Origin of the sequence: Pedobacter nanyangensis, from assembly GCF_003313505.1 — a bacterium.
GTDB classification, from domain to species: domain Bacteria; phylum Bacteroidota; class Bacteroidia; order Sphingobacteriales; family Sphingobacteriaceae; genus Pedobacter; species Pedobacter nanyangensis.
In genome coordinates, this window is record NZ_QMHO01000002.1 from 604,721 (window position 1) to 626,765 (window position 22,045).

Sequence of the window (22,045 nt, forward strand, 5' to 3'; positions counted from 1 at the left end):
AACAAGCCTCGCGGGTTTTAAAAACCTGTGAGGCTTAGGCAAATCCGTTCATAAAAAGATTGAAGTGAATAGCAGGACTACTGGAAGCGATGAAAACCAAAACTTGCTTTTCAAAACAATTAAAACAAGAAACCTCTCTTTCCCCTACAAAAACGATAGATTTTATCAGCTCAAAAATGACTTTTATTAAGGATTTGTTACGATTATATCTCCTTTAAAATACTTACCTTTGCGGGCATTAAAAATGCTAGCATTCAATGAGCTTAAACATCCATTACCAAGAAAACTTTAAAGACCGCCATATTGCGCCAAATGAGGCCGATACCAAGGCAATGTTAGAAACCGTAGGCGTTAATTCTATTGACGAATTAATTGAGCAAACAGTTCCCGCAGCTATTAGATTAAAGCAAGGTTTGAATTTACCGGAAGCAAAATCTGAAGTTGATTATTTAAGTAGCCTTAAGCAAACGGCTTCTTTGAACAAAGTTTTCAAATCATTTATTGGACAGGGTTATTACGACAACATCACCCCTGGTGTAATTTTACGTAACGTATTTGAAAATCCAGGATGGTACACGCAATATACGCCATATCAAGCTGAAATTGCGCAGGGCCGCTTACAGGCTTTGTTGAATTTCCAAACCATGGTCATTGACCTTACTGGAATGGAAATTGCCAATGCGTCGTTATTGGACGAAGGCACTGCCGCTGCCGAAGCCATGTTTATGCAATACAGCTTGCGCAAAAAAGAGCAAGGCAACAAGTACTTTGTGTCTGAAGCTATTTTTGCTCAAACCATTGATATTTTAAAAACCAGGGCCAATCCTTTCGGGATTGAGTTGGTGATTGGCAACCACGAAACTTTTGAACCTACTGCTGAGTTCTTTGGTGCCATTGTTCAATACCCGGCAGGCAACGGAGAAGTTTACGACTATAGCAGTTTTGCCACTGCCCTACACGAGCAAAGCGTTAAATTAACCGTTATTGCCGATTTGTTGAGCTTAACCTTGTTAACTCCTCCAGGAGAATGGGGTGCCGATGTAGTGGTAGGTACTACCCAACGTTTTGGTATCCCTATGGGATTTGGCGGCCCTCACGCGGCCTATTTTGCCACTAAGGATGAATACAAACGCTCAATCCCTGGCCGTATTATTGGGGTAACCATTGATAGCAATGACAATTATGCTTTACGTATGGCGCTACAAACTCGTGAGCAGCACATCCGTAGAGACAAAGCAACGTCTAACATTTGTACCGCACAAGCTTTATTGGCCATTATGGCTGGCTTTTACGCCGCTTATCATGGTCCAAAAGGTTTAAAATTAATTGCTGAACGTACGCATGGCTTAACCATTTCATTGGCCGAATCGTTAAAAGCAATTGGCTACAAAGTAAACAACCAAGCTTATTTTGACACGATTGAAGTTGAGCTTGGCGATTTAAAAGGTGCCATTCACAAAGATTGTTTAGACAACAATATTAACCTTAACTATCAAGGTGACAAAGCCACCATCTCATTAGACGAAACCACCAACTTTGCAGATGTTAGTCTACTGGTTCGTATTTTCTCTAAAGTAAAAGCAATTGCTACAGATAGTGTGGTGGTAGTTGACAAGGTAAGCACCACTATCCCTACTGAATTACAACGTACTTCTGAATATTTAACTCACCCAGTATTTAATTCGCACCACTCTGAACATGAGATGTTGCGTTACATCAAATCATTAGAGGCTAAAGATTTATCTCTTTGCCACTCGATGATTGCTTTAGGTTCATGTACCATGAAACTTAATGCTACCACAGAGATGATTCCGGTAACCTGGCCTGAGTTTAGCAAAATCCATCCATTTGCACCTAGCGACCAGGTTTTAGGTTACTATACTGTATTTGATGAATTGGATAAATGGTTAAGTGAAATCACTGGATTTGCTTCAATGAGTTTCCAACCTAATGCTGGCGCCCAAGGTGAATACGCTGGTTTAATGGTGATTAGAGCTTACCACCAAGACCGTGGCGACCATCATCGTAACATTGCCTTAATTCCTGCTTCGGCACATGGCACCAACCCTGCTTCGGCGGCGATGGCTGGTATGAAAATCGTCGTAGTAAAATCTACCGAAAAAGGTGAAATTGATGTAGAAGATTTGAAAGCTAAAGCGAAAGAACATGCAGAAAATCTTTCTTGCTTAATGGTGACCTACCCTTCTACCCACGGTGTATTCGAAGAAAGCATTATCGAGATCTGTAAAGTAATTCACGAAAACGGTGGACAGGTTTACATGGACGGTGCCAACATGAACGCACAAGTAGGCTTAACTAGCCCTGCCAACATTGGCGCCGACGTTTGCCACCTGAACTTGCATAAAACTTTTTGTATTCCTCACGGTGGTGGTGGTCCAGGTATGGGCCCTATCGGTGTGGCGGAGCACTTGGTAAAATATTTACCAGGTCACGCGGTGGTAGATATTCAAAAAGAGAAATCTATCCACGCGGTATCTTCAGCACCTTGGGGTTCGGCGAGCATTTTGTTAATTTCTCACGCTTACATTGCGATGATGGGCGCTGACGGTTTAACCAATGCTACCAAATATGCCATTTTGAACGCCAACTATATGAAAGCTCGCTTAGAGCAACATTACCCAGTATTGTACGCAGGTGCTAATGGCCGTTGTGCACACGAAATGATTTTAGATTGCCGTGGTTTCAAAAACTTTGGTATTGAAGTGGTTGATATTGCAAAACGTTTAATGGACTATGGTTTCCACGCTCCTACCGTATCATTCCCAGTAGCCGGCACCTTAATGGTTGAGCCTACTGAAAGTGAGCCTAAGCATGAGTTAGACCGCTTCTGTGATGCTTTAATTGCCATTAGAAGCGAGATTAGCCAAGTAGAAAATGGTGGCTTGGATAAAGTAGATAATCCATTGAAAAATGCTCCTCACACTGCTGCCGTAGTGACCGGAAACGAATGGAATCACGATTACAGCCGTCAAACTGCTGCGTTCCCACTACCTTATGTAGCCGCTTATAAATTCTGGCCTTCGGTAGGTAGGGTTAATGATAGTCATGGCGACCGCTCATTAATTTGTGCTTGTCCTCCGTTGGAGAGCTATATCGAAGAGGAAGCAACTGCATAATCTTCACCTCAACTGATACAAAGCCCGAACCTAAACCGTTCGGGCTTTTTTTGTGTAACCTACTTTTTTATTTCTGCGTCTCAAATTATAAAATTATAAGACGTGAAGAAATTATTCCTGATCATCGCTTGGATGATACTTTTATGCCCAGTATATGCACAAATTAATGAGCAAAAAATAGACAGCTTACTCTCTGCCCTATTTAAGGATAAGAATGGTCCTGGCGGTGCCTTTCTAATTGCCAAAGGTGGACAACCTATCTACCAAAAAGCTTTCGGTAAGGCCAACATCGAATTAGGGGTAGCGATGAACACCCAAAACATTTTCCAATTGGGTTCTATCACCAAACAGTTTACAGCCATCGCTATTTTAATGTTAGAGGAAGCCAATAAACTTTCTACTCAAGACCCTATCTCTAAATATATCCCTGATTATCCCAGCGGAGATCAAATCACCATCCATCACCTCCTCTCCCACACTTCGGGCATTAAGGATTTTACCAAGATGAAATCCATCTCACAAATTGCCCAAAAAGACCTAAGCCCAAAAGAGCTGGTAGATTTCTTTAAAAATGAACCTGCGGATTTTTTACCTGGAGAAAAATTTGAATACAACAATTCGGGGTATGCAATATTGGGTTACATTATTGAGCTCACCACACAAGACACCTATGAGCATTATATCCAGAAAAACATTTTTGCCAAAGCAGGCATGACCAGTTCCAGATACGCAAGCGATGTGGCCATCATCAAAAATAGAGCTTATGGCTATCAGCAAAAGAACAATCAATATGTCAACAAAACGAGAATCAGCTTTAACATTCCTTACGCCTCAGGTGCCTTAATGTCTACCCTGGGTGACATGTTGAAATGGCAAAATGCCTTAAATCAAAACACCTTACTTAAAGCCAGCAGCCGCCAAAAAGCTTTCACTGCCTACCAATTGAACAATGGCATTTCCATCAATTATGGATACGGTTGGCACATCAGCCAAATCAACGGTTATCCGTCCCGCGAACATGGCGGAAGTGTATTTGGTTTTAAAACCATGGGCGTTTATTTGCCCCAACAAGATATTTATGTGATTGGTTTGAGCAATTGCGATTGTAATTCTCCTACTCAGGTCACTAGGGATATTGCTAAATTGATATTAGAAACGTTTAAAGACTGAGCGATAACTCAACAAAAGGTTTACTAAAATTTAAGAGAGACTTCCGAAGTTTATAAAACTTCGGAAGTCTTAAATCTGAAGCAAGCTGGCACTAAGGATAAAGCACATACTTTAATCTCATTTTTTTGTAGGCTTTTAAACCTGGCTCCCAACCTGCCCGTATAGTTTCAATAGGTACATCATCAATAATCTGTTGCCTAAAATCGCCACGACCAATTTGAATTTCTATGTTGTTCATTTGGTTGCTGAACTTAGATTCGAAAAACTTCTCTTTTTGAGGATGCGCTTTGTAGAGTTCCTTAATCCAACTGAAATTAATCTTTTTGCTCTTTCTTAAAAGCTCAGTATCATAGTTACGCAAGTCGATACCGTAACAAACTTCATCCATAAAAATGGGTGATTCTGCCATTCCTTTAATACTTTTTGGGGTAAAGCTAAAGCTGTAAATTCCCTTGTAGGCCGGGCTACCCAATACCGTGAAAGGGTTATAAGTTCCCCTGCCATGATTTACATAAACACCCTCAAACATACACACACTTGGGTATAATAAAATAGCTTGTTGCGTATTCAAATTTGGTGATGGCGGCACTGGCAATGTATAAGGCATATCATGTGTATAATTGGCCACTGGAATAATTTTGATATCGGCCTTAACTTTATTGGTTAACCAACCTTCGCCATTTACCATTTGCGCAAACTCGCCTACGGTTAAACCATGTGACATTGGAATTGGAAACATACCGATACCGGATTTATATTTCATATCCAATACAGGTCCGTCAATTAAATAACCATTTGGGTTTGGCCGATCCAAAATGAGTAATGGCTTTTTATTGGCTTCGCAAGCTTCCATTAAGCGAGCCAAAGCATTAATATTGGTGTAAAAACGGACACCAACATCCTGCAAATCATAAATTAAAATATCTACATCCTGTAAATCTTCATTACTTGGCTTGTTCTTTTTTCCGTATAACGAGATGATAGGAATTCCGGTCCGCTCATCTACAGCGTCTGAAATTTGCGCACCGGCACTCGCATTTCCTCTAAAACCATGCTCTGGACCAAATACTTTCACGATATTAACACCCAATTTTTGCAGGCTATCTACCAAATGGGTTTTACCAATAATTGAAGTTTGATTGGCTAATATGGCTACTCTTTTTCCTTTTAATAAAGGCAAGTATAGTTCGGTTTGTTCCGCACCTGTTTTGATACTTGAATTAGCGGTATCGGTTTTGATTGCCTTAATTTTTGGCGAGCAAGAGAATAATAGCGTAGCAACAGCTAGAAAGGAAAACAATTTCATGGTTATTTATTTGATTGAATGATAAAGATAAATAAGAAATGCAAGAAACATAATCGATATTACAAGTTTTTGCAGGTTTTTGCAATATTTAATCAAAAATTCTTTTTTGGCTGTTTCTATTTCAAAGGTATCCATCCTACTTTTCCATCTGTAGTGCTAACCAGTTGAAAGTCCTCAAAATCCCCAATCACATTTACGGTTTTTCCAATTGCCAGGCTAGTTTTAATACCTGCATTTACATCAGGATAATCTAATAAAGATTGGCTGTTTGTCGTTATTTTAAGTGTTTTGATAGTTTTTGCGTCCACAAGAGATTTATTGGGGACATAAGCAGATTTCCCGTTAGGCAATTCTATTTTATAATAATTGCGGGTTACGGCCAGCACACGAGCTATCGTATTTTGTTTCAAGGTTTCTGTTTGCTGCAAGGGCAATTGATCTGAGATTTCGGCTGACTTACTTGCACGCATAGTGGTGTTTAATTTAGCAATATCGCCATCAATAGTAGGAATTGGCGTAATTAATGGATCTATAAAAGGAAGTGGATCAATTGCACCGCTACTGGTATAAACGCCAAAATGTAGATGAGGCGGGGTAGTTTTAGCGTTACCAGTATTGCCCATCAATCCTAAGGTATCTCCTATCATCACCTCTTGGCCAGGAGTTACCAATTGTTCATCTAAATGAGCGTAATATAAGGTATAATCTTTTCCTTTTGGCCTGAACCAAACCACCTTGCCACCTAAATTATTTTCGTTAACCCCCGTAACCGTACCTTCTGAAACGGCTATAACAGGTGTCCTGAACGCTGAAAAAATGTCTATTCCCTCATGTCGGCGGCTATTGTTATCCCTACCCACCCCAAAAAAACTCTGAATTTGTTTTCGGTTCACGGCTTTTAAAGGATAGGCTAAGGATGGACCAGTCGTCAATTCAAGGGTGTAAGATCCGCTGGCCAAAAGCTCTGGTTGTAAACGCAGCAAATAATCGCCGCTCCGCTTTGCCTCTATTTGTAAATTTGAACCGATGCTATCGGCAAAAGCCAATAGTTTAAATTCGCCATCGTCATTTTGCTCCCATATATCCATATAAATGGAAAAACTATTTACCGATTGCTTGGTTAACTTGGCCGTAAACATTTGGCCTCGCTCCAGCCTAAACTTGAAACTAGCGCCATCAAATTTATCAGCAGCAAAATAGCCGGTTTCTTTGTAGGGAATTTTAATCCCTGATGCGTTTTTCAACAAATTATTGGCTTTGCTAACCCATCCGCTTCCCATGGCACTTTGGTTAAGGCCCGCATTTACCAACTTTCTCTCATATTGCTGGTGCGGCGACGAAGGCCTCAACAGGTTGAAGGGCCCGCTTTTGCATGCTGCCACTAAAGCGCAGGTACAAACAAGCAACACATTTCTCCATCTAGGGCTCATCAATTATTCATTTATTTGGTTAACAAAACTTCTATCATGTGTGGTAAAACGCCAATTTCCCAGGTATGCTGAGAGGTTTCCATCAATTCATCGTCTACATGAATATCCTTCGTATCTAATTTTATTTTAAACTGATTTACGGAGCTGGGCTGTATTGGAAATTGGGGCTTTTTCCCCGCCACTATTTCTTCTAGGTATTTGATAATCAATGGGCGCTGTTTGGCCTTGATGAGGATTAGCTCCAGCATGCCATCACCTGGATCAGCGTTTTTAGCAAGCATCAACTTAGGTCCCAGCCTCGAAATATTGAGCAATTCGATCATCAGGAATTCATCGCTTAGTTCTTTTCCGTCAAAAAGTACCGTAGCAGGAATTGGCTGGTAATGCTTAGCCAAATGCAATAAGGCGTTATGAGCTTCAAACACCTCATCGTTAGGATCTTCAAATGGTGTTTTAGGCTGCTCGTCCATCCATTTTATTAAGGCAGGAAACAGGCCAAAACCAAACGATTCGATAAAATGCTTTTCTTCTCTACGGGTTTTTGCTACGCCAACATCTAGCTTTTGCAGCTTTTCTTGCTTCCACGATTGGGCATTCAATCTCAAATTTTCTTCGATATTTAATGAACTGGTAATGTTATTTGCTGTGCCCAAGGGCAAAATGGCCAGCGGTCTCTTATATTTCAATTTTTTGTCCAGCATTGCCAAGGCCACCTTTCGCACTGTACCATCGCCCCCTGCAATGGCAATATATTTTACATCTGTAGCCATCTTCTTCGTAAATTTCTTTTTAGAAGAAACGTAGTTACAACGGTAACCGGCTGCATGAAGCATTTCTGTTAAATGCTCAGCCTCATGCTCCTCGGCACCCGCTGTTGGGTTGTGAATCAATTGAATTTTTGTCTGCGCTATCTTCATATACAACAAGCTATTTTCATTTCTTGTCAACAATAACAGGCTTATAATAGTTTTTAATACATCACTAAAAATATTGGCAATGAATATATTGATCACTAACGATGATGGAATTTATAGTCCAGGGATAGCCGCTTTGGCACAAATTGCACTTTGTTTTGGAACCGTCAGGATTGTAGCACCCGATGTGGAGCAATCCTCCATGGGACATGCCATTACCCATTCGAGACCACTTAACTATAAAAAATCGCCCATTACTTTTGAGGGCATCGAAGCCTTTCGGGTAAACGGTACACCTGCAGATTGTGTAGCTTTAGGCCTGCACATGTATCCAGATACTCAGGTGGTGCTATCAGGGATAAACATGGGACCAAACCTAGGGAACTCAATGTGGCATTCGGGAACGTTGGCTGCCGCCAAACAGGCCGTGTTGTTGGGGGTAAAGGGAATCGCTTTAAGCACACCTGTAGGAAAAACAGAACCAGATTTCTCGATATTGAAACCCTTTGTGGAGCAATGCCTTGAAATGCTTTTCGAAACGAGCGAAACGGCTTTATACAATGTGAATTTTCCGCAACATCCTACGCAAATCAAATGGACAAGGCAATCGGTAACTTTATATGATGGCACGGTTATTCCCGGTGAAGACCCAATGGGCAGGAAAAACTTCTGGATTTCAGTAAAAGCCCTAGAGCAAGCAGAAGAATATAGCGACAGATGGGCCATGGAACACAACTACGTTTCCATTACGCCTTTAAGGTTAGATTTGACAGATGAAGTGAGGTTAAAGGAAAAAATTGGAAATTAGGAATTAGTAGCTAGGAATTAGGGGTTAGTCCCGAACCTTCGAGAGTGGTTGGTAACTACTATTTAAATTAATCTATCTGGCTAGTTCCTAGCTCCTATCTCCTAACCCCTAATATATTTTACCTACAGAAAACATTGAATACGTATTGATTTTGCAATTTTGATTTCAATTTTATTTAAAGAATATGAGTTTAGAAAACAAAGTAGCCTACATTACCGGCGGCACAAAGGGAATTGGTTTTGGCATTGCCGAAGCTTTAGTTAAGGCAGGTTTAAAAGTTGCCATATCTGGCAGAAAACAGGCTGACGTAGAAAAAGCTAAACAACGTTTAGGTGGAGATAATGTGCTGGCCATTGCTTCTGATGTTAGACGTTTTGAAGACGAGCAAAAAGCGGTGGGACAAATTGTTGCCACTTTTGGTAAATTGGATATTGTGATTGCTAACGCAGGTTTGGGCAAGTTTGCACCTATTGACCAATTGAGCTTGGAAGATTGGAATGCGATGATAGACACCAATTTAACAGGTGTTTTCCATACGTTAAAAGCAAGTGTTGGCCAGCTTAAAGCAAATAAAGGTTATTACATTTCTATGGCGAGCTTGGCAGGCACTAACTTTTTTGCAAACGGCGCCGGATACAATGCTTCTAAATTTGGCGTAGTTGGTTTCACGCAGGCAGCCATGTTGGATTTAAGAGAATATGACATTAAAACCACTACGATTATGCCGGGCTCGGTAACTTCATATTTTAATGAGCACGAACCTAATGAGGCCGACGCTTGGAAAATACAGCCAGAAGATTTAGGCCAAATGGTTGTTGATTTACTGAACTTAAATCCTAACGTGCTTCCTTCTAAAATTGAAGTACGACCAACCAAAACAAAATAGCCTAAAAAGCCACATACACACAGAAGCATTCTTCTAAACCTGTGTGTATGTGGCTAAATCAAAACGACTAACTCAACTGCTCTACCGCACTAAACTGTTCCATTAAGTGTTGTTGGTACTTTTCTTTATAGTTCGCAATTCTTTCTGGGGTAGCATTTTTTTCCAAATCATGGAAATGAAATCCCGGAATACGGGTCATTCCGGTAAATTGGTTCATTTTATGGAAACCAAACAATACGCCCTGATCTACCGAAGTTTGGTCGAAAAACTCTCCCTCTAAAGTAAAAGCAGTTTCAGGCGCATTCCAAGTAGAAGTAACCATATATTTTTTACCGTGCATCAGTCCACCAGTGCCGTAATTAATTTCAGGGGTTGCTCTTGAACGACCATCGCTGGCATAAATACCATTTTGATGCCCTGCGGTAAATACCTCGTCAATATAATGTTTCAATTTATTAGGTACCTGAAACCACCAGATTGGGGTATGGTAAATGATTACATCTGCCCATTTGAAATTTTCTACTTCAACAACAGGTTCGTAAACATCGTTGATATTGGTTGTCCTCACTTCATAACCATTAGATTTCAAAATAGCGATGGTCCAGCCAGTTAAAGTACTATTAAATTTCCCGCCAGAATGGGCGAAATGCTGGCCTCCGTTGATGATGAATATTTTTTGCATGTCAATTTTCTTTAAACTGATGCAAATGTCCTAAGTATTTTTATATAATTAAAATAACTTAAATTGTATATTTGTATCATAATAATTATAGTTATGCAATTAAATCTGGAATGGTTAAGAACTTTCAAGGTGATATATGAAACAGGTACGCTTTCTGCTGCTGCGCAAGCATTATATATTTCTCAGCCCGGGGTAAGCTTGCATCTTAATTCGTTAGAAGCCTATACCGGATATAAATTATTTGACAGAGCAGCCCGTAAAATGGTGCCTACCGAAAGGGGAAAAATCTTATACAATTTCATCATCGACCCGATTAAGAAACTGGAAACTGCAGAACAGCATTTCCATAAACGCTCCCAAGCAGACCGAGCCACCATTAGTGTAGGCATGTGCTTTGAAACCTTTCAATACACCTTGGAGGAACACATCCCAGAACTTCCATTTAATGTGATTATTAAATTTGGTGAATATCCGCAAATGCAGCAAGATTTAGATAGCGGCGTACTCGATTTGATCATTACCCCACAAAAAGGGGCTCAGAAAAACCTATTATATGATGCCTTTTCTAAAGAAAAAATTGTGTTGGTTGCGGGAAAGAACACAGAAGTAGATTTTTTGCAGCAATGGCTAAAAGAAGGCAGGTTTCAAGAAGCCACGCAATTTTTAAAAAAGCAATTATGGTACAGCACCGCTGGCGATATGGAACACCTTAAAAATTTCTGGTTAAAAAATTTTGGGGAACACCCCGATTTTCGTCCCAACTATATTGTGCCTAACATTAGCTCCATACTGCGCTGCTTGAGCAATGCCAACGGTTTTTCCATTGTTCCCGATTTCCTCTGCAAAGAAGCTATTGAAAACAACAACGTAAAAATGGTTTGGCAGGGAACAAAGCCCTTGGAAAATACCCTATATTTTGGCAAAAGGAAAAACACCATCTACCATCACGAACTTAATCAGCTGGAAGATATCTTTAAGCAAAAATGGGAAACTCAATAAGGATTACTTTTCTTTAAGCAATTGATCTTTATAGCCCGCTAAGGCTTCTACCTCTGCTTTTGGCAGCTTGGGATATTGCAAATTCAGGCTTTCTAGCTTTTCAGCAATAATTTGGCTCACAGCCAACCGGGTGTACCATTTTTTATCTGCTGGAATAACGTACCAAGGTGCTTCATCCGTAGAAGTTTCATTTAAAGCTTCTTCATAAGCTTCCATATACTTGTCCCACAGGGCTCTTTCTTTAAGATCTCCAGAGGAAAACTTCCAGTTTTTTGCGGGGTCTTCTATCCTATCTAAAAAACGCTTTTTCTGTTCATCTTTAGAAACATGCAAAAAGAACTTTAAAATTACCGTACCGTTATCGGTTAAGTGCTTCTCAAAATTTCGGATGCTCTGATAACGGTTTTTCCAAAAATCCTTATCAATTTTAGCTACAGTATCATATTTAGGCAATCGTTCCGCTAGCACATATTCCGGATGCACCTTGCAAACCAACACATTTTCGTAATGCGATCTGTTGTGGATGCCTATCCTGCCCCTTTCAGGCAGCGCTTTATAATGTCGCCACAAAAAATCGTGGTCATATTCCTCGGCATTGGGTGTTTTAAAGCTGTAAACTTGACATCCCTGGGGGTTCAGCCCCGACATCACATGAGCTATGGCACCATCCTTGCCTGCGGCATCCATCGCTTGAAAAATCACCAATACTGCCCGCGAGTCAGCGGCATATAAAACCTCCTGGTATTTGGCCAATTCCTGTTTTACCCTGTCCAATTCGCTCTTGCCCGTTTCCTTATCTAGGTGTCCATGATAATCGGTGTCGAAATCGGCCATTTTAATTTTCTGGCCTGCTTTCACCTGATACTTATCGGTATTTGTTTTAACGGTCATAATAATTAGCTAATAGTTAAAAAGATGCGTTTTTACGGATATTTTTAAAGATAGAACTAAAATTAAGAAAATTAAATACGTTAATTTGTATTGTTTGTTTTAACACTATTTAACAAGTACTTTTTTACGTTTTTTATCATCTTTATAGCATGTTTAAAGAAATCAAAAATAAATACCTCAGGTATTTTATCATCTTTATATATTTTATCATCCTTTTCTTTTGCGCGCTTCAAATCAATTTTTTATGGTTGTTTGGCTACTCTCCATCATACGCCGACATTAAAAAGCCTTCACAACGTGTAGGTTCGGAGCTATACACTTCTGACGGAAAGCTGATTGGGCGATATTTTAAGGAAAACCGTACACCGGTAGCTTTCAAAGAAATTTCCAAAAACGTAGTAAATGCACTGGTAGCTACCGAGGATGTACGTTTTTATAAGCATAGCGGTATCGATATCCAAGCATTGGGCCGTGCCGTAGTAGGTATGGGCAAAGAAGGTGGCGCCAGTACCATTACCCAGCAATTGGCCAAAAACCTTTATCGAACACGCTACAACAAATCATCGGGATTGGCTAAACGCATCCCCTTGGTTAGAACCATTATCCCGAAATTGAAGGAATGGATGACCGCCATTAAACTTGAATCCAACTACAGCAAAGATGAAATATTGACCATGTACCTTAACACGGTTTCATTTGGCAACAATACTTACGGCATTAAAACCGCATCACGCATCTATTTCAACAAAGAAGCTAGTCAGCTAAGCGTACCTCAAGCGGCTTTGTTGGTGGGCATGCTAAAAGCTACCACTTCATACAACCCCATTAAAAACCCGGAAAGATCCTTAGAAAGAAGAAATGTGGTACTGTCGCAAATGAGCAAGTACAACTACCTTCCTAAAACCGAGCTCGAGCAATACAAAGCCCAACCAATAGGCATTGAAGCTGGAAATGATGATGAGGGTAGCGAAAACGATTCGTATTTAAGGACTGCTGTAGACAAGTATCTGGAGAAATGGTGCGATGAAAACAATTACAACCTGTATGAAGATGGATTGAAAATTTACACCACTATCGATTCGAAACTACAGCGTTACGCCGAAGAAGCTGTTAAAGACCAAATGCGTATCCTACAACGCAGATTTTACAGTGTTTGGGGAAATGAAGACCCTTGGGAAGACAGTGAGCGCAAAAAAGTAGACTACCCGGATAGAGCGAAGAAGTCACTGCCCATTTACGCATTACTGCAAAAAAAATTCCCCAACCAGCCTGACTCGGTAGAAGCCTATTTCAACAAAAAGAAAAAGATGAAAATCTTTTCTTACAAAGGCGACCGAGACACTTTGTTTTCGACCATGGATTCGATTAGATACTACGGCAAAATCCTGAATACAGGAATGATGACCCTGGAACCTAGAAGCGGAAAAATCAAAGTTTGGGTAGGTGGTATTGATCACAAGTTTTTCAAATACGACCATGTGAACCAGGCCAAACGTCAGGCAGGTTCTACTTTTAAGCCGTTTGCTTATTTAGCGGCATTGGAAAGCGGCATGAGCCCTTGTGATAAATTTACCGACAAGCCCGTACGCATTGCCTATCAGGATAAAGGTGAAACTAAATATTGGGAACCTAAAAATGCAGATTGGAGCTACAGCTACCAAGAAATGTCGTTACGTTGGGCCATGGGCCGATCAGTAAATACCATTACGGCACAGGTAACCGAAAAAGTTGGTTGGGACAACGTGGTAAAATGGGCACACGAATGTGGTATCGACAGCCATTTGGAATCTGTTCCTTCGGTAAGTCTTGGTTCTAATGATGTAACCGTTTATGAAATGGTAAAAGCCTATGGTACATTCCTAAACGAAGGAAATAAGGTAGATCCTATCTTAGTAGAGAAAATTACCGATCAAAACGATAATGTGATCGAAGAGTTTGTTGCCAAAGCCAAACGTGCGCTGAGCGAGGAAATTGCCTGGCTAATGCTTTACATGTTTAGAGGTGGTATCGAGGAGCCTCGGGGCACTTCGCAAGCATTATGGGAATGGGATCTATTTAAGAAAAACAATCAAATTGGCGGTAAAACAGGTACATCGTCCGACTATGTAGATGCTTGGTATATGGGCATCACCAAGGATTTGGTTACCGGGGTTTGGGTGGGCTGCGATGAAAGGACCGCCCATTTTAAAAATGGCGAACAAGGCGAAGGATCAAGAACTGCCCTACCTATTTTTGCCAAATTTATGGAAAAAGTTTATCAGGACCCTAACAGCGGATACACCTATGGCCCTTTCCCAAAAGCTAAGGTAGAAATTACCCGTACCTATAATTGCCCTAGCCCTCGGATTCAGATAGATACCGTGCAAACCGACTCGGTATCGGTAGACTCCACTGTAATTGATATGCCAATTATAGACCAACCTGAACCTATTAAAATTGAACAGCAACAACCTAAGGTTGAAGAGAAAAAAAATACTGAAAACCAGCCTAAGCAAGAACCTGTAGCTACTGTTCCCCTAACTAAAAAAGAAGAAAGAGAACTAAGAAGAAAGCAGCGCAGGGAACAAAAAGAGAAGGAAAAAGAAAAAAAGAACACCAATAACCAATAAGCCTTCTTAAATTTAAGTACGCTCAAGAAGAAAATGCAATAGCCTTAAATTATTCATTTATGAACAATTTTCTAAAACAATCTATCTTAATAGCGGTAATAATACTGACCTGTATCACTACCGTAAATGCGCAATATTTCGGACAAAACAAAGTCCGTTATAAAAATGAAAAGTTCAAGGTGATGGAAACCCCACACTTTGAAATCTATTACTATCTAAAAAATGAGAAGATTGTAAAGAAATTTGCGCAGGATGCTGAAACTTGGTACAAAATGCACCAGGAGATCTTCAGGGACACTTTTTTCAAGAAAAACCCCATCATTCTTTATAACAACCACCCTGATTTCCAACAAACCACGGCCTTACAGGGCGAAATTGGCGTAGGAACAGGCGGGGTTACCGAAGCCTTTAAAAACAGGGTGATTATGCCGGTTATGGAGCTTGGCAGCCAAACCAGGCACGTTTTGGGCCACGAGCTTGTACATGCCTTCCAATATCATATTTTATTAGAAAAAGACTCTATTCCATTGGAAAGCATCAGCCAAACACCTCTTTGGATGATTGAAGGGATGGCCGAATATTTATCCGTAGGTAAAAAAGATGCCTTCACCTCCATGTGGATGCGCGACGCACTTTTAAATAGAGATATTCCCTCTTTAAAAGACCTTACCAATTCCAACAAGTACTTTCCCTACCGTTACGGACAAGCATTTTGGACTTTTGTAGGTTCCCTATATGGCGATACCACCATTGTTCCCCTATTTAAAGCCACCGCCCGATTTGGTTATGAAAACGGCATTAGATACACTTTCGGTTACGACGACAGAACCTTATCCGGTTTATGGAAAAACGCCATCGAGCAGCATTACCGCCCGATGTTAAGGGCAGACAGTTCCCAAATCAGGATTTCGGGAGCCAAGATTATCGACAACAAAAATGCGGGGAACATGAACGTTGCCCCTGCCATTAGTCCAGACGGAAAATATTTAGCTTTCCTTTCTGAAAAGGATCTATTTGGAATTGATTTATTCCTTGCCGACGCCAAAACCGGGAAAATCATCAGAAAACTGAGCAGTCAGATATCCAATTCCCACATTGACGATTTCAACTTTCTAGAATCTGCCGGAGCTTGGTCACCTGATAGCAAGAAATTCGCTTTCAGCATTTTTAGCAAGGGCCGAAACCAGTTAATGATTATAGATATTGAAACCGGTAAAACTTTGATGCGAGAGAAAATGGGCGAAGTAGAACAATTTGGTAACTTAACCTGGTCGCCAAATGGTAAAGACATTGCTTTTTCTGGGATGGTGGAAGGTCAAAGCGACATCTTCTCTTACAATTTGGACACTAAACAAGTAACCCAAATCACAGACGATGAATACTCAGATTATGCCCCAAGTTACTCGCCTGATGGCAAAAAGTTGGTTTTCTCCTCAGATCGTGCTGCTTTACAAGCCAAAAACCAAAATGCTGTAAACCCCATTAACCTCACTATTTACGACATTTCAAGCAAGACACTAAGCAATGTGCCTGTTTTTGTGGGTGCAAACAACCTCAACGCCCAATTCTCTGGCGATAGCAAACGAATCTTTTTCTTATCCAACAGAGATGGTTTTAGAAATCTATATGAGTACAATTTAGAAAATAGCAATTTAAAACAGCTTACGGATTATTTTACCGGAATTAGCGGCATCACAGAGTTTTCACCAGCCATTACCGTTTCCAGAAACGACGACATCATCTATAGCTACTATCGTTATCAACGTTATACGCTTTACAACTCGCCTTATAGTAATTTTAGGGCCAAGGATGTAAATGCCAACGATGTTAATTTTGATGCCGCTATTTTACCACCAATGGAAAATGTAGGCGTAAACATCGTAAATTCTAACCTTGGCAATTTTAACAGGTTTGAGCGTACACACCTTGATTCGCTCAGAAACATCAAATATCGACCAAAATTTAAGTTAGATTACCTTGCAAATAGCGGTGGTATTGGCGTAAGTACCAGCAGGTTTGGCACCGGTATGCAAGGCGGTGTAACAGGGATGTTCAGTGATATTGTAGGGCAAAATCAGATTGTGGCCAATTTAGCCATCAACGGCGAAATTCAGGATTTCGGCGGTATGGCAGCTTATATCAACCAAGCTAGCCGTATTAATTGGGGTGGTTCGGTTTCGCACATCCCCTATATCACCGGATTTCTTACCAGGGATATCACGAGAGAAGACCCAAAGGAGAACCCGATATTGATTGAACGAACAAATATTTTAAGGACTTTTGAAGATCAGTTACAACTTTTTGCGGCCTATCCGTTTAACAAAGTACACCGATTTGAATTAGGAGGTGCGGTTTCCCGATACAGTTACCGTGTTGATCGCTTTAACGATTACTATCAACTAAGCCCCGATAGTCTTCAAATTTGGGGCTACCTGGGCGCCGATAGAGAAAAACTAGATAACGATGAAATCAAAAGCTACTTGGGTACTCCGTTAAAATCATTCAATATATTTCAAACCAATGCCTATTTTGTAGGCGACAACTCCATTTTCGGGGTTGCTGCTCCACTGGATGGTTTCAGATATAGAATTGGGGCAGAAAAATACTTCGGAGATTACAACTTTACGGCAGTAACCGCCGATTTGAGAAAGTATTTCAGGATTAAACCCGTTACCCTTGCGGTACGTGGCTACACCTACATGCGCCTTGGCAGAGACGGCGAAAATCTTTATCCGCTTTACGCTGGTTACAATTATCTGATCAGAGGTTATGAGCCCAACTCATTCTATAACAACCAAAATTTTAACAACGGTAATTTCGACATCAATCAGCTTTCGGGAAGTAAACTGGCTGTTTTCAATTTAGAGCTCAGGTTACCTTTTACGGGTCCAAAAAAATTGGCCCAAATACCGTCCAATTTACTTTTTACCGATCTCAACATTTTCTTTGATGCCGGTGTAGCCTGGACAGAAGATTCGAAAGTAGTTTTTAAAAGCCAGCCAAGTAATGTTTTGCTGCCCGATGGGCAACCTTACGAACGTGTACCCGCACTAAGCGCAGGTATATCCTTAAGAGTAAACCTATTTGGAGCAATGATATTAGAGCCTTATTACGCTTTTCCTTTTACTCGCAAAGATGTTAACGGTGGTGTATTTGGCTTAACCTTTGCCCCTGGCTGGTAGCCTAAAAAATATAGCAAATACTACAAAGGAGCGCTAACAGGTTTAGTGCTCTTTTTGTTTATATGGCAAAAGGCAATAGCGACTGGTTGTTAATCTTCTGGTGCATGTACATGCTTTCAAAGTCTAAACCAGCGGTCAAGTCTATCCAATCCGGATTGCATGAGCGCACCAATCTTTCCTTTTGGGCTCTGGTAAACCTGCTTACCATCTTAAACCTTCCCAGGGCTTGCGCTTCGGTTCTAAACTCCTCAAAATATACCAAACGGGTAAGTTGCTGCGCACTATCAAAAAAGAGGTTTGGCATTTTCTTATAAAAATCGAGCGTTTTCATCAAATCAGCACTCATGCCTACGTGTAATGTGGTTCTGTTTCTGTCGGTAACGATATAAACGATCTTTTTCATTTTTGCTACAACTAATGGTTAAAAACTAATTATATTAGATAATATTTGGCGGTACAAATTATAATTACTAATTTTATTGGCACAATAATACTAACAATTTTAGTAAAAACAAATTTATTTTAAATTATTTTTATATGTCTAACATTTCAGCCAACCTTAAATATCTTAGAAAGAAAAAGGGCTTAACACAGCAACAATTTGCTGATAACATGGAAATTAAGCGATCTTTGATAGGTGCCTATGAAGAAGACCGGGCCGAACCAAAATATGATTTACTAAAAAAAATAGCAGAATACTTTGAACTAACAATTGATGAGTTCATTAATGAAAAGATAAACGACAACTGGAAACCTAAGCCCAAAAGCCAGGGATCCAACCTCAGGATATTGAGTATCTCGGTAGATAAAGATGATCACGAAAACATCGAACTGGTTCCGGTTAAAGCAAGCGCAGGCTACCTCAATGGTTTTTCAGATCCACAGTACATCCAAGAGCTGCCAAAATTCCAGCTTCCCATCCCCGCTTTAAAACAAGGCACCTACAGGGCTTTTGAAATCAAAGGCGATTCCATGCTCCCCATACAGTCTGGCAGTATCATTATTGGTGAATACCTAGAAAATTGGGGCGATGTAAAAATTGGCGACACCTATGTAATCATCAGCAAAAATGAAGGCGTGGTTTACAAACGAGCCGGAAATAAATTTAAGGAAGATAGGGAACTAAAATTAATCTCAGACAATAAGGTTTATGACCCGTATGCAATTCCCGCCGAGGATATCTTAGAAATATGGAAAGCAAAAGCCTATTTCTCTACCGCCCTGCCTGAGCCAACCCCGGAGCCAACCATCGAAACCTTGTCAACCATGATGGCCCAAATGCAAAAATCCATTTCCCAGCTCAACAAGAATTAACATTTTTTAACAGCAGCACATTTAAACCAATTGCCCCATTGGCACATCTCAACAATAAAATGAAACTTAATTAAAATTGAGATGAAAAGATTATTGTACACCGTAGCTTTTGTTGCACTAGGTTTTGCAACAAGTTACGCACAAAGACCTGCGAAAAATAAAGCTACCGCCGAAGAAAGGGCTGAACGGGCCGCTGCCACAATGCAACAGAAACTAAGCTTGAACGACGAACAAAAATCTAAAATCAAGCAAATAGAACTGGATAGAATTAAACAGCATGATGCTTTGCGTGAAAAAGATGAAGCGGCAATGAAAACCAAGTTTGCGGCAAGAAAAGCAGAGATGAAAGCCCATCAAGATAAAATTGATGCGGTACTTACCCCTGAGCAAAAAACTAAATTAGCTGCCTCCAGGGAAGAAATGAAAGGCAAAATGAAAGAACGCTTCAAAGAAAGAAAAGGTAGGCCTCAAAAAGCCCCGAAAGCAGAAGAAGGCAAAGAATAAACGAAACTTTTTAGCATGTTGGCCTTGACAAGCCCAAGCCAACGGCGTTCGAAAAGCACATCCTGTACATCATTGCATAGGATGTGCTTTTTTTTATAAACTACTTTAAATATCCGCCTTTGCTCAAAATCTCGGCCCATAGCTGATATCCTGCCGGGATCAAATGTAAGCCGTCTTTGGTAAGCTCGGCCCTTAACCTATTCTGTTGGTCCAAAAAATGAGGATACAGATCAATAATGGTGACGTTTTTAGCGGCCAATTTTCTAATCTCATCATTTAAGTACAGGATATGCTCATCTTTACCGTAATGGTTCTTAAATTTTTGAAAGGAAGCATTCACCGGCAACATGGTATAAAAATAAATCTGCGTTTTCTTTGAACCTTTCCTAATTCGCTGGATCATCTTCTTGTAATTCCTCAAAATAAGACTATCAGGGATATTCCTTGAAATATCATTGATTCCAATTAAGATAAATACCTTTGATGGTTTTCTATCGATCACTTCTTGCAGGCGCTCCATCACCCCAAACGTAATGTCCCCAGAGATCCCCCTGTTTTTCGCCTTTGGCAAATCCAGCAATTTACTCCAATCCGTTCCGGCGGTAATACTATTTCCCAAAAAGATATATTCCTTTTTTGCCTGGGGCTCAGCGTTAAATTTCTGGACCAGTTCCCTGTATTTTGCCGGACGGTAAGTAGTATCATAACTCGGGGATTGTGCGCCTGCACGACCAATTAGCAACAAGATGCTTACTGCCACAAGGGTAAATCTATTTTTAATGATCATATTTTTGATTAGTGAGACAATGGTGTAAGATTAGCTAAATTTTTCTTCTCTCTATTCCAGGTGAATGCGGTAAAGAAGATGGCCAAAACGCTAGAAACAGCAATGGTAATGAAACAGGCATCCCATCCATAGCTATCCACCAAACCGCCCAAGGCTGCATTTGCCAACAAATCACCAATAAAATAACCGAACAGGCCCGTTAAGCCCGCTGCCGTACCGGCCGCTTTTTTGGGAACCAAGTCTATCGCTTGCACCCCAATAAGCATTACAGGCCCATATATAAAGAATCCGATTGCCCAAAGAGAAAGATTTTGCAGCAAATGATGATTTGAGGTTTTCCAGTAAACAATTACTGCCAGCAAAGTAAACAACATATAAATGATCGTTACCGGGGCTCTTCTTCCTTTAAACAGTTTATCGCTCATGATACCACAAAGTAACGTACCCGGAATAGCGGCCAGTTCATAACCGCCAGATGCCCAAGCGGCCTCAGCTTGTGTATAATTTTTCGCTTCCTGTAAAAAAGTTGGCGCCCAGTTAATGATCCCGTTCCTTACCAAATAAACAAAAGCATTGGCTATGGCGATAAACCAAAGCAACCTGTTGTTAAACACATACTTGAAAAAGATTTCCTTTGCCGAAAATTCCTGTTCCTGTGTTTTTGCATCGTAGCTTTTTGGATAATCGTTATTGTATTCTTCAATGGCAGGCAAGCCTACAGATTGGGGCGTATCTCTAACGAACAAAAAAGCTACGAAAGCAAACAGAATAGCCACCAATCCTGGAAAGTAAAGCTTTGCATGCCAATCGGCAAATAGCTCGAAAGCCAAAACCGTTAAGGGGCCCACCAAAAAGCCGCCCACGTTATGCGCCAAATTCCAGATAGACATGGCCGTACCTCTTTCCCTTACCGAATACCAATGCGCCACAACCCTGCCACATGGCGGCCAGCCCATGCCCTGCACCCATCCGTTAATAAATAGCAAACCAAACATGAGCGCTATGGATGAGGTAGCAAAGGGCACCAAGCCCATAAAAATCATGGTAAATGCGGATAGGACCAAACCAATAGACAGAAAATAACGGGCATCGCTTCTATCGGAGATGTTGCCCATTAAAAACTTGCTAAAACCATAAGCTATGGAAAGTGCGGAGAAAGCAAATCCCAGCTCCTTTTTACTGAACCCACCATTCTCTTCCAATTGAAGATCCGGAATGGCAAAAGAAAAGTTCTTCCGAACGAAATAATAAGCCGCATATCCTACGAAAATACCTATAAAAACCTTGATCCTTTCTTTGCTGTATATCAACTTTACTTTATCGTTTGGCAATAATGGCTGATGAGCCGCTGGTTTTGGAAATATTCTGAATCCCATGTTTGTTGGTTAGTTGTTATTCTGGTTAGTAGAGAACGTTAGAGAGCGTA

17 protein-coding genes are annotated in these 22,045 nt (G+C 40.6%); 9 read left to right on the forward strand and 8 right to left on the reverse strand.

Features of this window, described 5'->3' with window-relative positions; genetic code table 11:
- The first annotated feature begins 257 nt into the window (after positions 1 to 257).
- Complete coding sequence (gene gcvP / locus DUT71_RS05700; RefSeq protein WP_113661543.1) at positions 258 to 3,137, forward strand: aminomethyl-transferring glycine dehydrogenase; 2,880 nt, start codon at positions 258 to 260, stop codon at positions 3,135 to 3,137.
- A 102-nt stretch (positions 3,138 to 3,239) separates the two neighbouring features.
- The gene (locus DUT71_RS05705) at positions 3,240 to 4,307 is read left to right on the forward strand and encodes a serine hydrolase domain-containing protein (RefSeq protein ID WP_240186866.1); all 1,068 of its coding nucleotides are present in this window, start codon (positions 3,240 to 3,242) and stop codon (positions 4,305 to 4,307) included.
- A 91-nt stretch (positions 4,308 to 4,398) separates the two neighbouring features.
- Here the strand turns inward: DUT71_RS05705 and DUT71_RS05710 are convergent, their stop codons facing one another.
- From DUT71_RS05710 to DUT71_RS05720, 3 genes are all read right to left on the reverse strand, one after another.
- Positions 4,399 to 5,613: an exo-beta-N-acetylmuramidase NamZ family protein gene (locus DUT71_RS05710; protein WP_113661544.1), complete on the reverse strand. Its 1,215-nt coding sequence runs from the start codon at positions 5,611 to 5,613 to the stop codon at positions 4,399 to 4,401.
- Positions 5,614 to 5,729: 116 nt separating this feature from the next.
- Entirely contained in the window at positions 5,730 to 7,043 is a 1,314-nt protein-coding gene (locus tag DUT71_RS05715) for a M23 family metallopeptidase (protein ID WP_113661545.1), read from the reverse strand.
- 11 nt (positions 7,044 to 7,054) lie between these two features.
- A complete protein-coding gene (locus tag DUT71_RS05720) occupies positions 7,055 to 7,960 on the reverse strand; it encodes a diacylglycerol/lipid kinase family protein (RefSeq protein ID WP_162795951.1) in 906 nt (301 codons plus the stop codon).
- Between the two features lie 79 nt (positions 7,961 to 8,039).
- Here DUT71_RS05720 and surE point away from each other — a divergent pair, with 79 nt between their 5' ends.
- Positions 8,040 to 8,765 (forward strand): 5'/3'-nucleotidase SurE, encoded by a 726-nt coding sequence (surE, locus tag DUT71_RS05725; protein WP_113661547.1) that lies wholly within the window; start codon positions 8,040 to 8,042, stop codon positions 8,763 to 8,765.
- Between the two features lie 184 nt (positions 8,766 to 8,949).
- Complete coding sequence (locus DUT71_RS05730) at positions 8,950 to 9,651, forward strand: SDR family oxidoreductase (protein ID WP_113661548.1); 702 nt, start codon at positions 8,950 to 8,952, stop codon at positions 9,649 to 9,651.
- 67 nt (positions 9,652 to 9,718) lie between these two features.
- On the opposite strand, the gene DUT71_RS05735 is transcribed toward DUT71_RS05730, so the two are convergent.
- Positions 9,719 to 10,333, reverse strand: a complete 615-nt coding sequence (locus tag DUT71_RS05735) for an NAD(P)H-dependent oxidoreductase (protein WP_113661549.1) — start codon at positions 10,331 to 10,333, stop codon at positions 9,719 to 9,721.
- Between the two features lie 93 nt (positions 10,334 to 10,426).
- Between DUT71_RS05735 and DUT71_RS05740 the strand changes: the two genes are divergently transcribed.
- Positions 10,427 to 11,332, forward strand: coding sequence for a LysR family transcriptional regulator (locus tag DUT71_RS05740; protein WP_113661550.1), 906 nt, complete (start codon positions 10,427 to 10,429; stop codon positions 11,330 to 11,332).
- A 3-nt stretch (positions 11,333 to 11,335) separates the two neighbouring features.
- Here the strand turns inward: DUT71_RS05740 and DUT71_RS05745 are convergent, their stop codons facing one another.
- Positions 11,336 to 12,223: a polyphosphate kinase 2 family protein gene (locus DUT71_RS05745; RefSeq protein ID WP_113661551.1), complete on the reverse strand. Its 888-nt coding sequence runs from the start codon at positions 12,221 to 12,223 to the stop codon at positions 11,336 to 11,338.
- Positions 12,224 to 12,372: 149 nt separating this feature from the next.
- Between DUT71_RS05745 and DUT71_RS05750 the strand changes: the two genes are divergently transcribed.
- A complete protein-coding gene (locus tag DUT71_RS05750) occupies positions 12,373 to 14,832 on the forward strand; it encodes a penicillin-binding protein 1A (RefSeq protein WP_113661552.1) in 2,460 nt (819 codons plus the stop codon).
- A 59-nt stretch (positions 14,833 to 14,891) separates the two neighbouring features.
- Positions 14,892 to 18,014, forward strand: a complete 3,123-nt coding sequence (locus DUT71_RS05755) for a basic secretory protein-like protein (protein ID WP_113661553.1) — start codon at positions 14,892 to 14,894, stop codon at positions 18,012 to 18,014.
- Between the two features lie 58 nt (positions 18,015 to 18,072).
- Here DUT71_RS05755 and DUT71_RS05760 read toward each other — a convergent pair whose 3' ends face one another.
- The gene (locus DUT71_RS05760; RefSeq protein ID WP_113661554.1) at positions 18,073 to 18,417 is read right to left on the reverse strand and encodes a GIY-YIG nuclease family protein; all 345 of its coding nucleotides are present in this window, start codon (positions 18,415 to 18,417) and stop codon (positions 18,073 to 18,075) included.
- A 134-nt stretch (positions 18,418 to 18,551) separates the two neighbouring features.
- Here DUT71_RS05760 and DUT71_RS05765 point away from each other — a divergent pair, with 134 nt between their 5' ends.
- The gene (locus tag DUT71_RS05765; RefSeq protein ID WP_113661555.1) at positions 18,552 to 19,328 is read left to right on the forward strand and encodes an XRE family transcriptional regulator; all 777 of its coding nucleotides are present in this window, start codon (positions 18,552 to 18,554) and stop codon (positions 19,326 to 19,328) included.
- A gap of 81 nt (positions 19,329 to 19,409) precedes the next feature.
- Positions 19,410 to 19,832: a hypothetical protein gene (locus DUT71_RS05770; protein ID WP_113661556.1), complete on the forward strand. Its 423-nt coding sequence runs from the start codon at positions 19,410 to 19,412 to the stop codon at positions 19,830 to 19,832.
- A gap of 100 nt (positions 19,833 to 19,932) precedes the next feature.
- On the opposite strand, the gene DUT71_RS05775 is transcribed toward DUT71_RS05770, so the two are convergent.
- Together DUT71_RS05775 and pgtP are read right to left on the reverse strand one after the other, a co-directional pair.
- Positions 19,933 to 20,619, reverse strand: a complete 687-nt coding sequence (locus DUT71_RS05775) for a GDSL-type esterase/lipase family protein (RefSeq protein ID WP_113661557.1) — start codon at positions 20,617 to 20,619, stop codon at positions 19,933 to 19,935.
- Between the two features lie 8 nt (positions 20,620 to 20,627).
- Entirely contained in the window at positions 20,628 to 21,995 is a 1,368-nt protein-coding gene (gene pgtP / locus DUT71_RS05780) for a phosphoglycerate transporter protein PgtP (RefSeq protein WP_113661558.1), read from the reverse strand.
- Positions 21,996 to 22,045 lie beyond the last annotated feature (50 nt).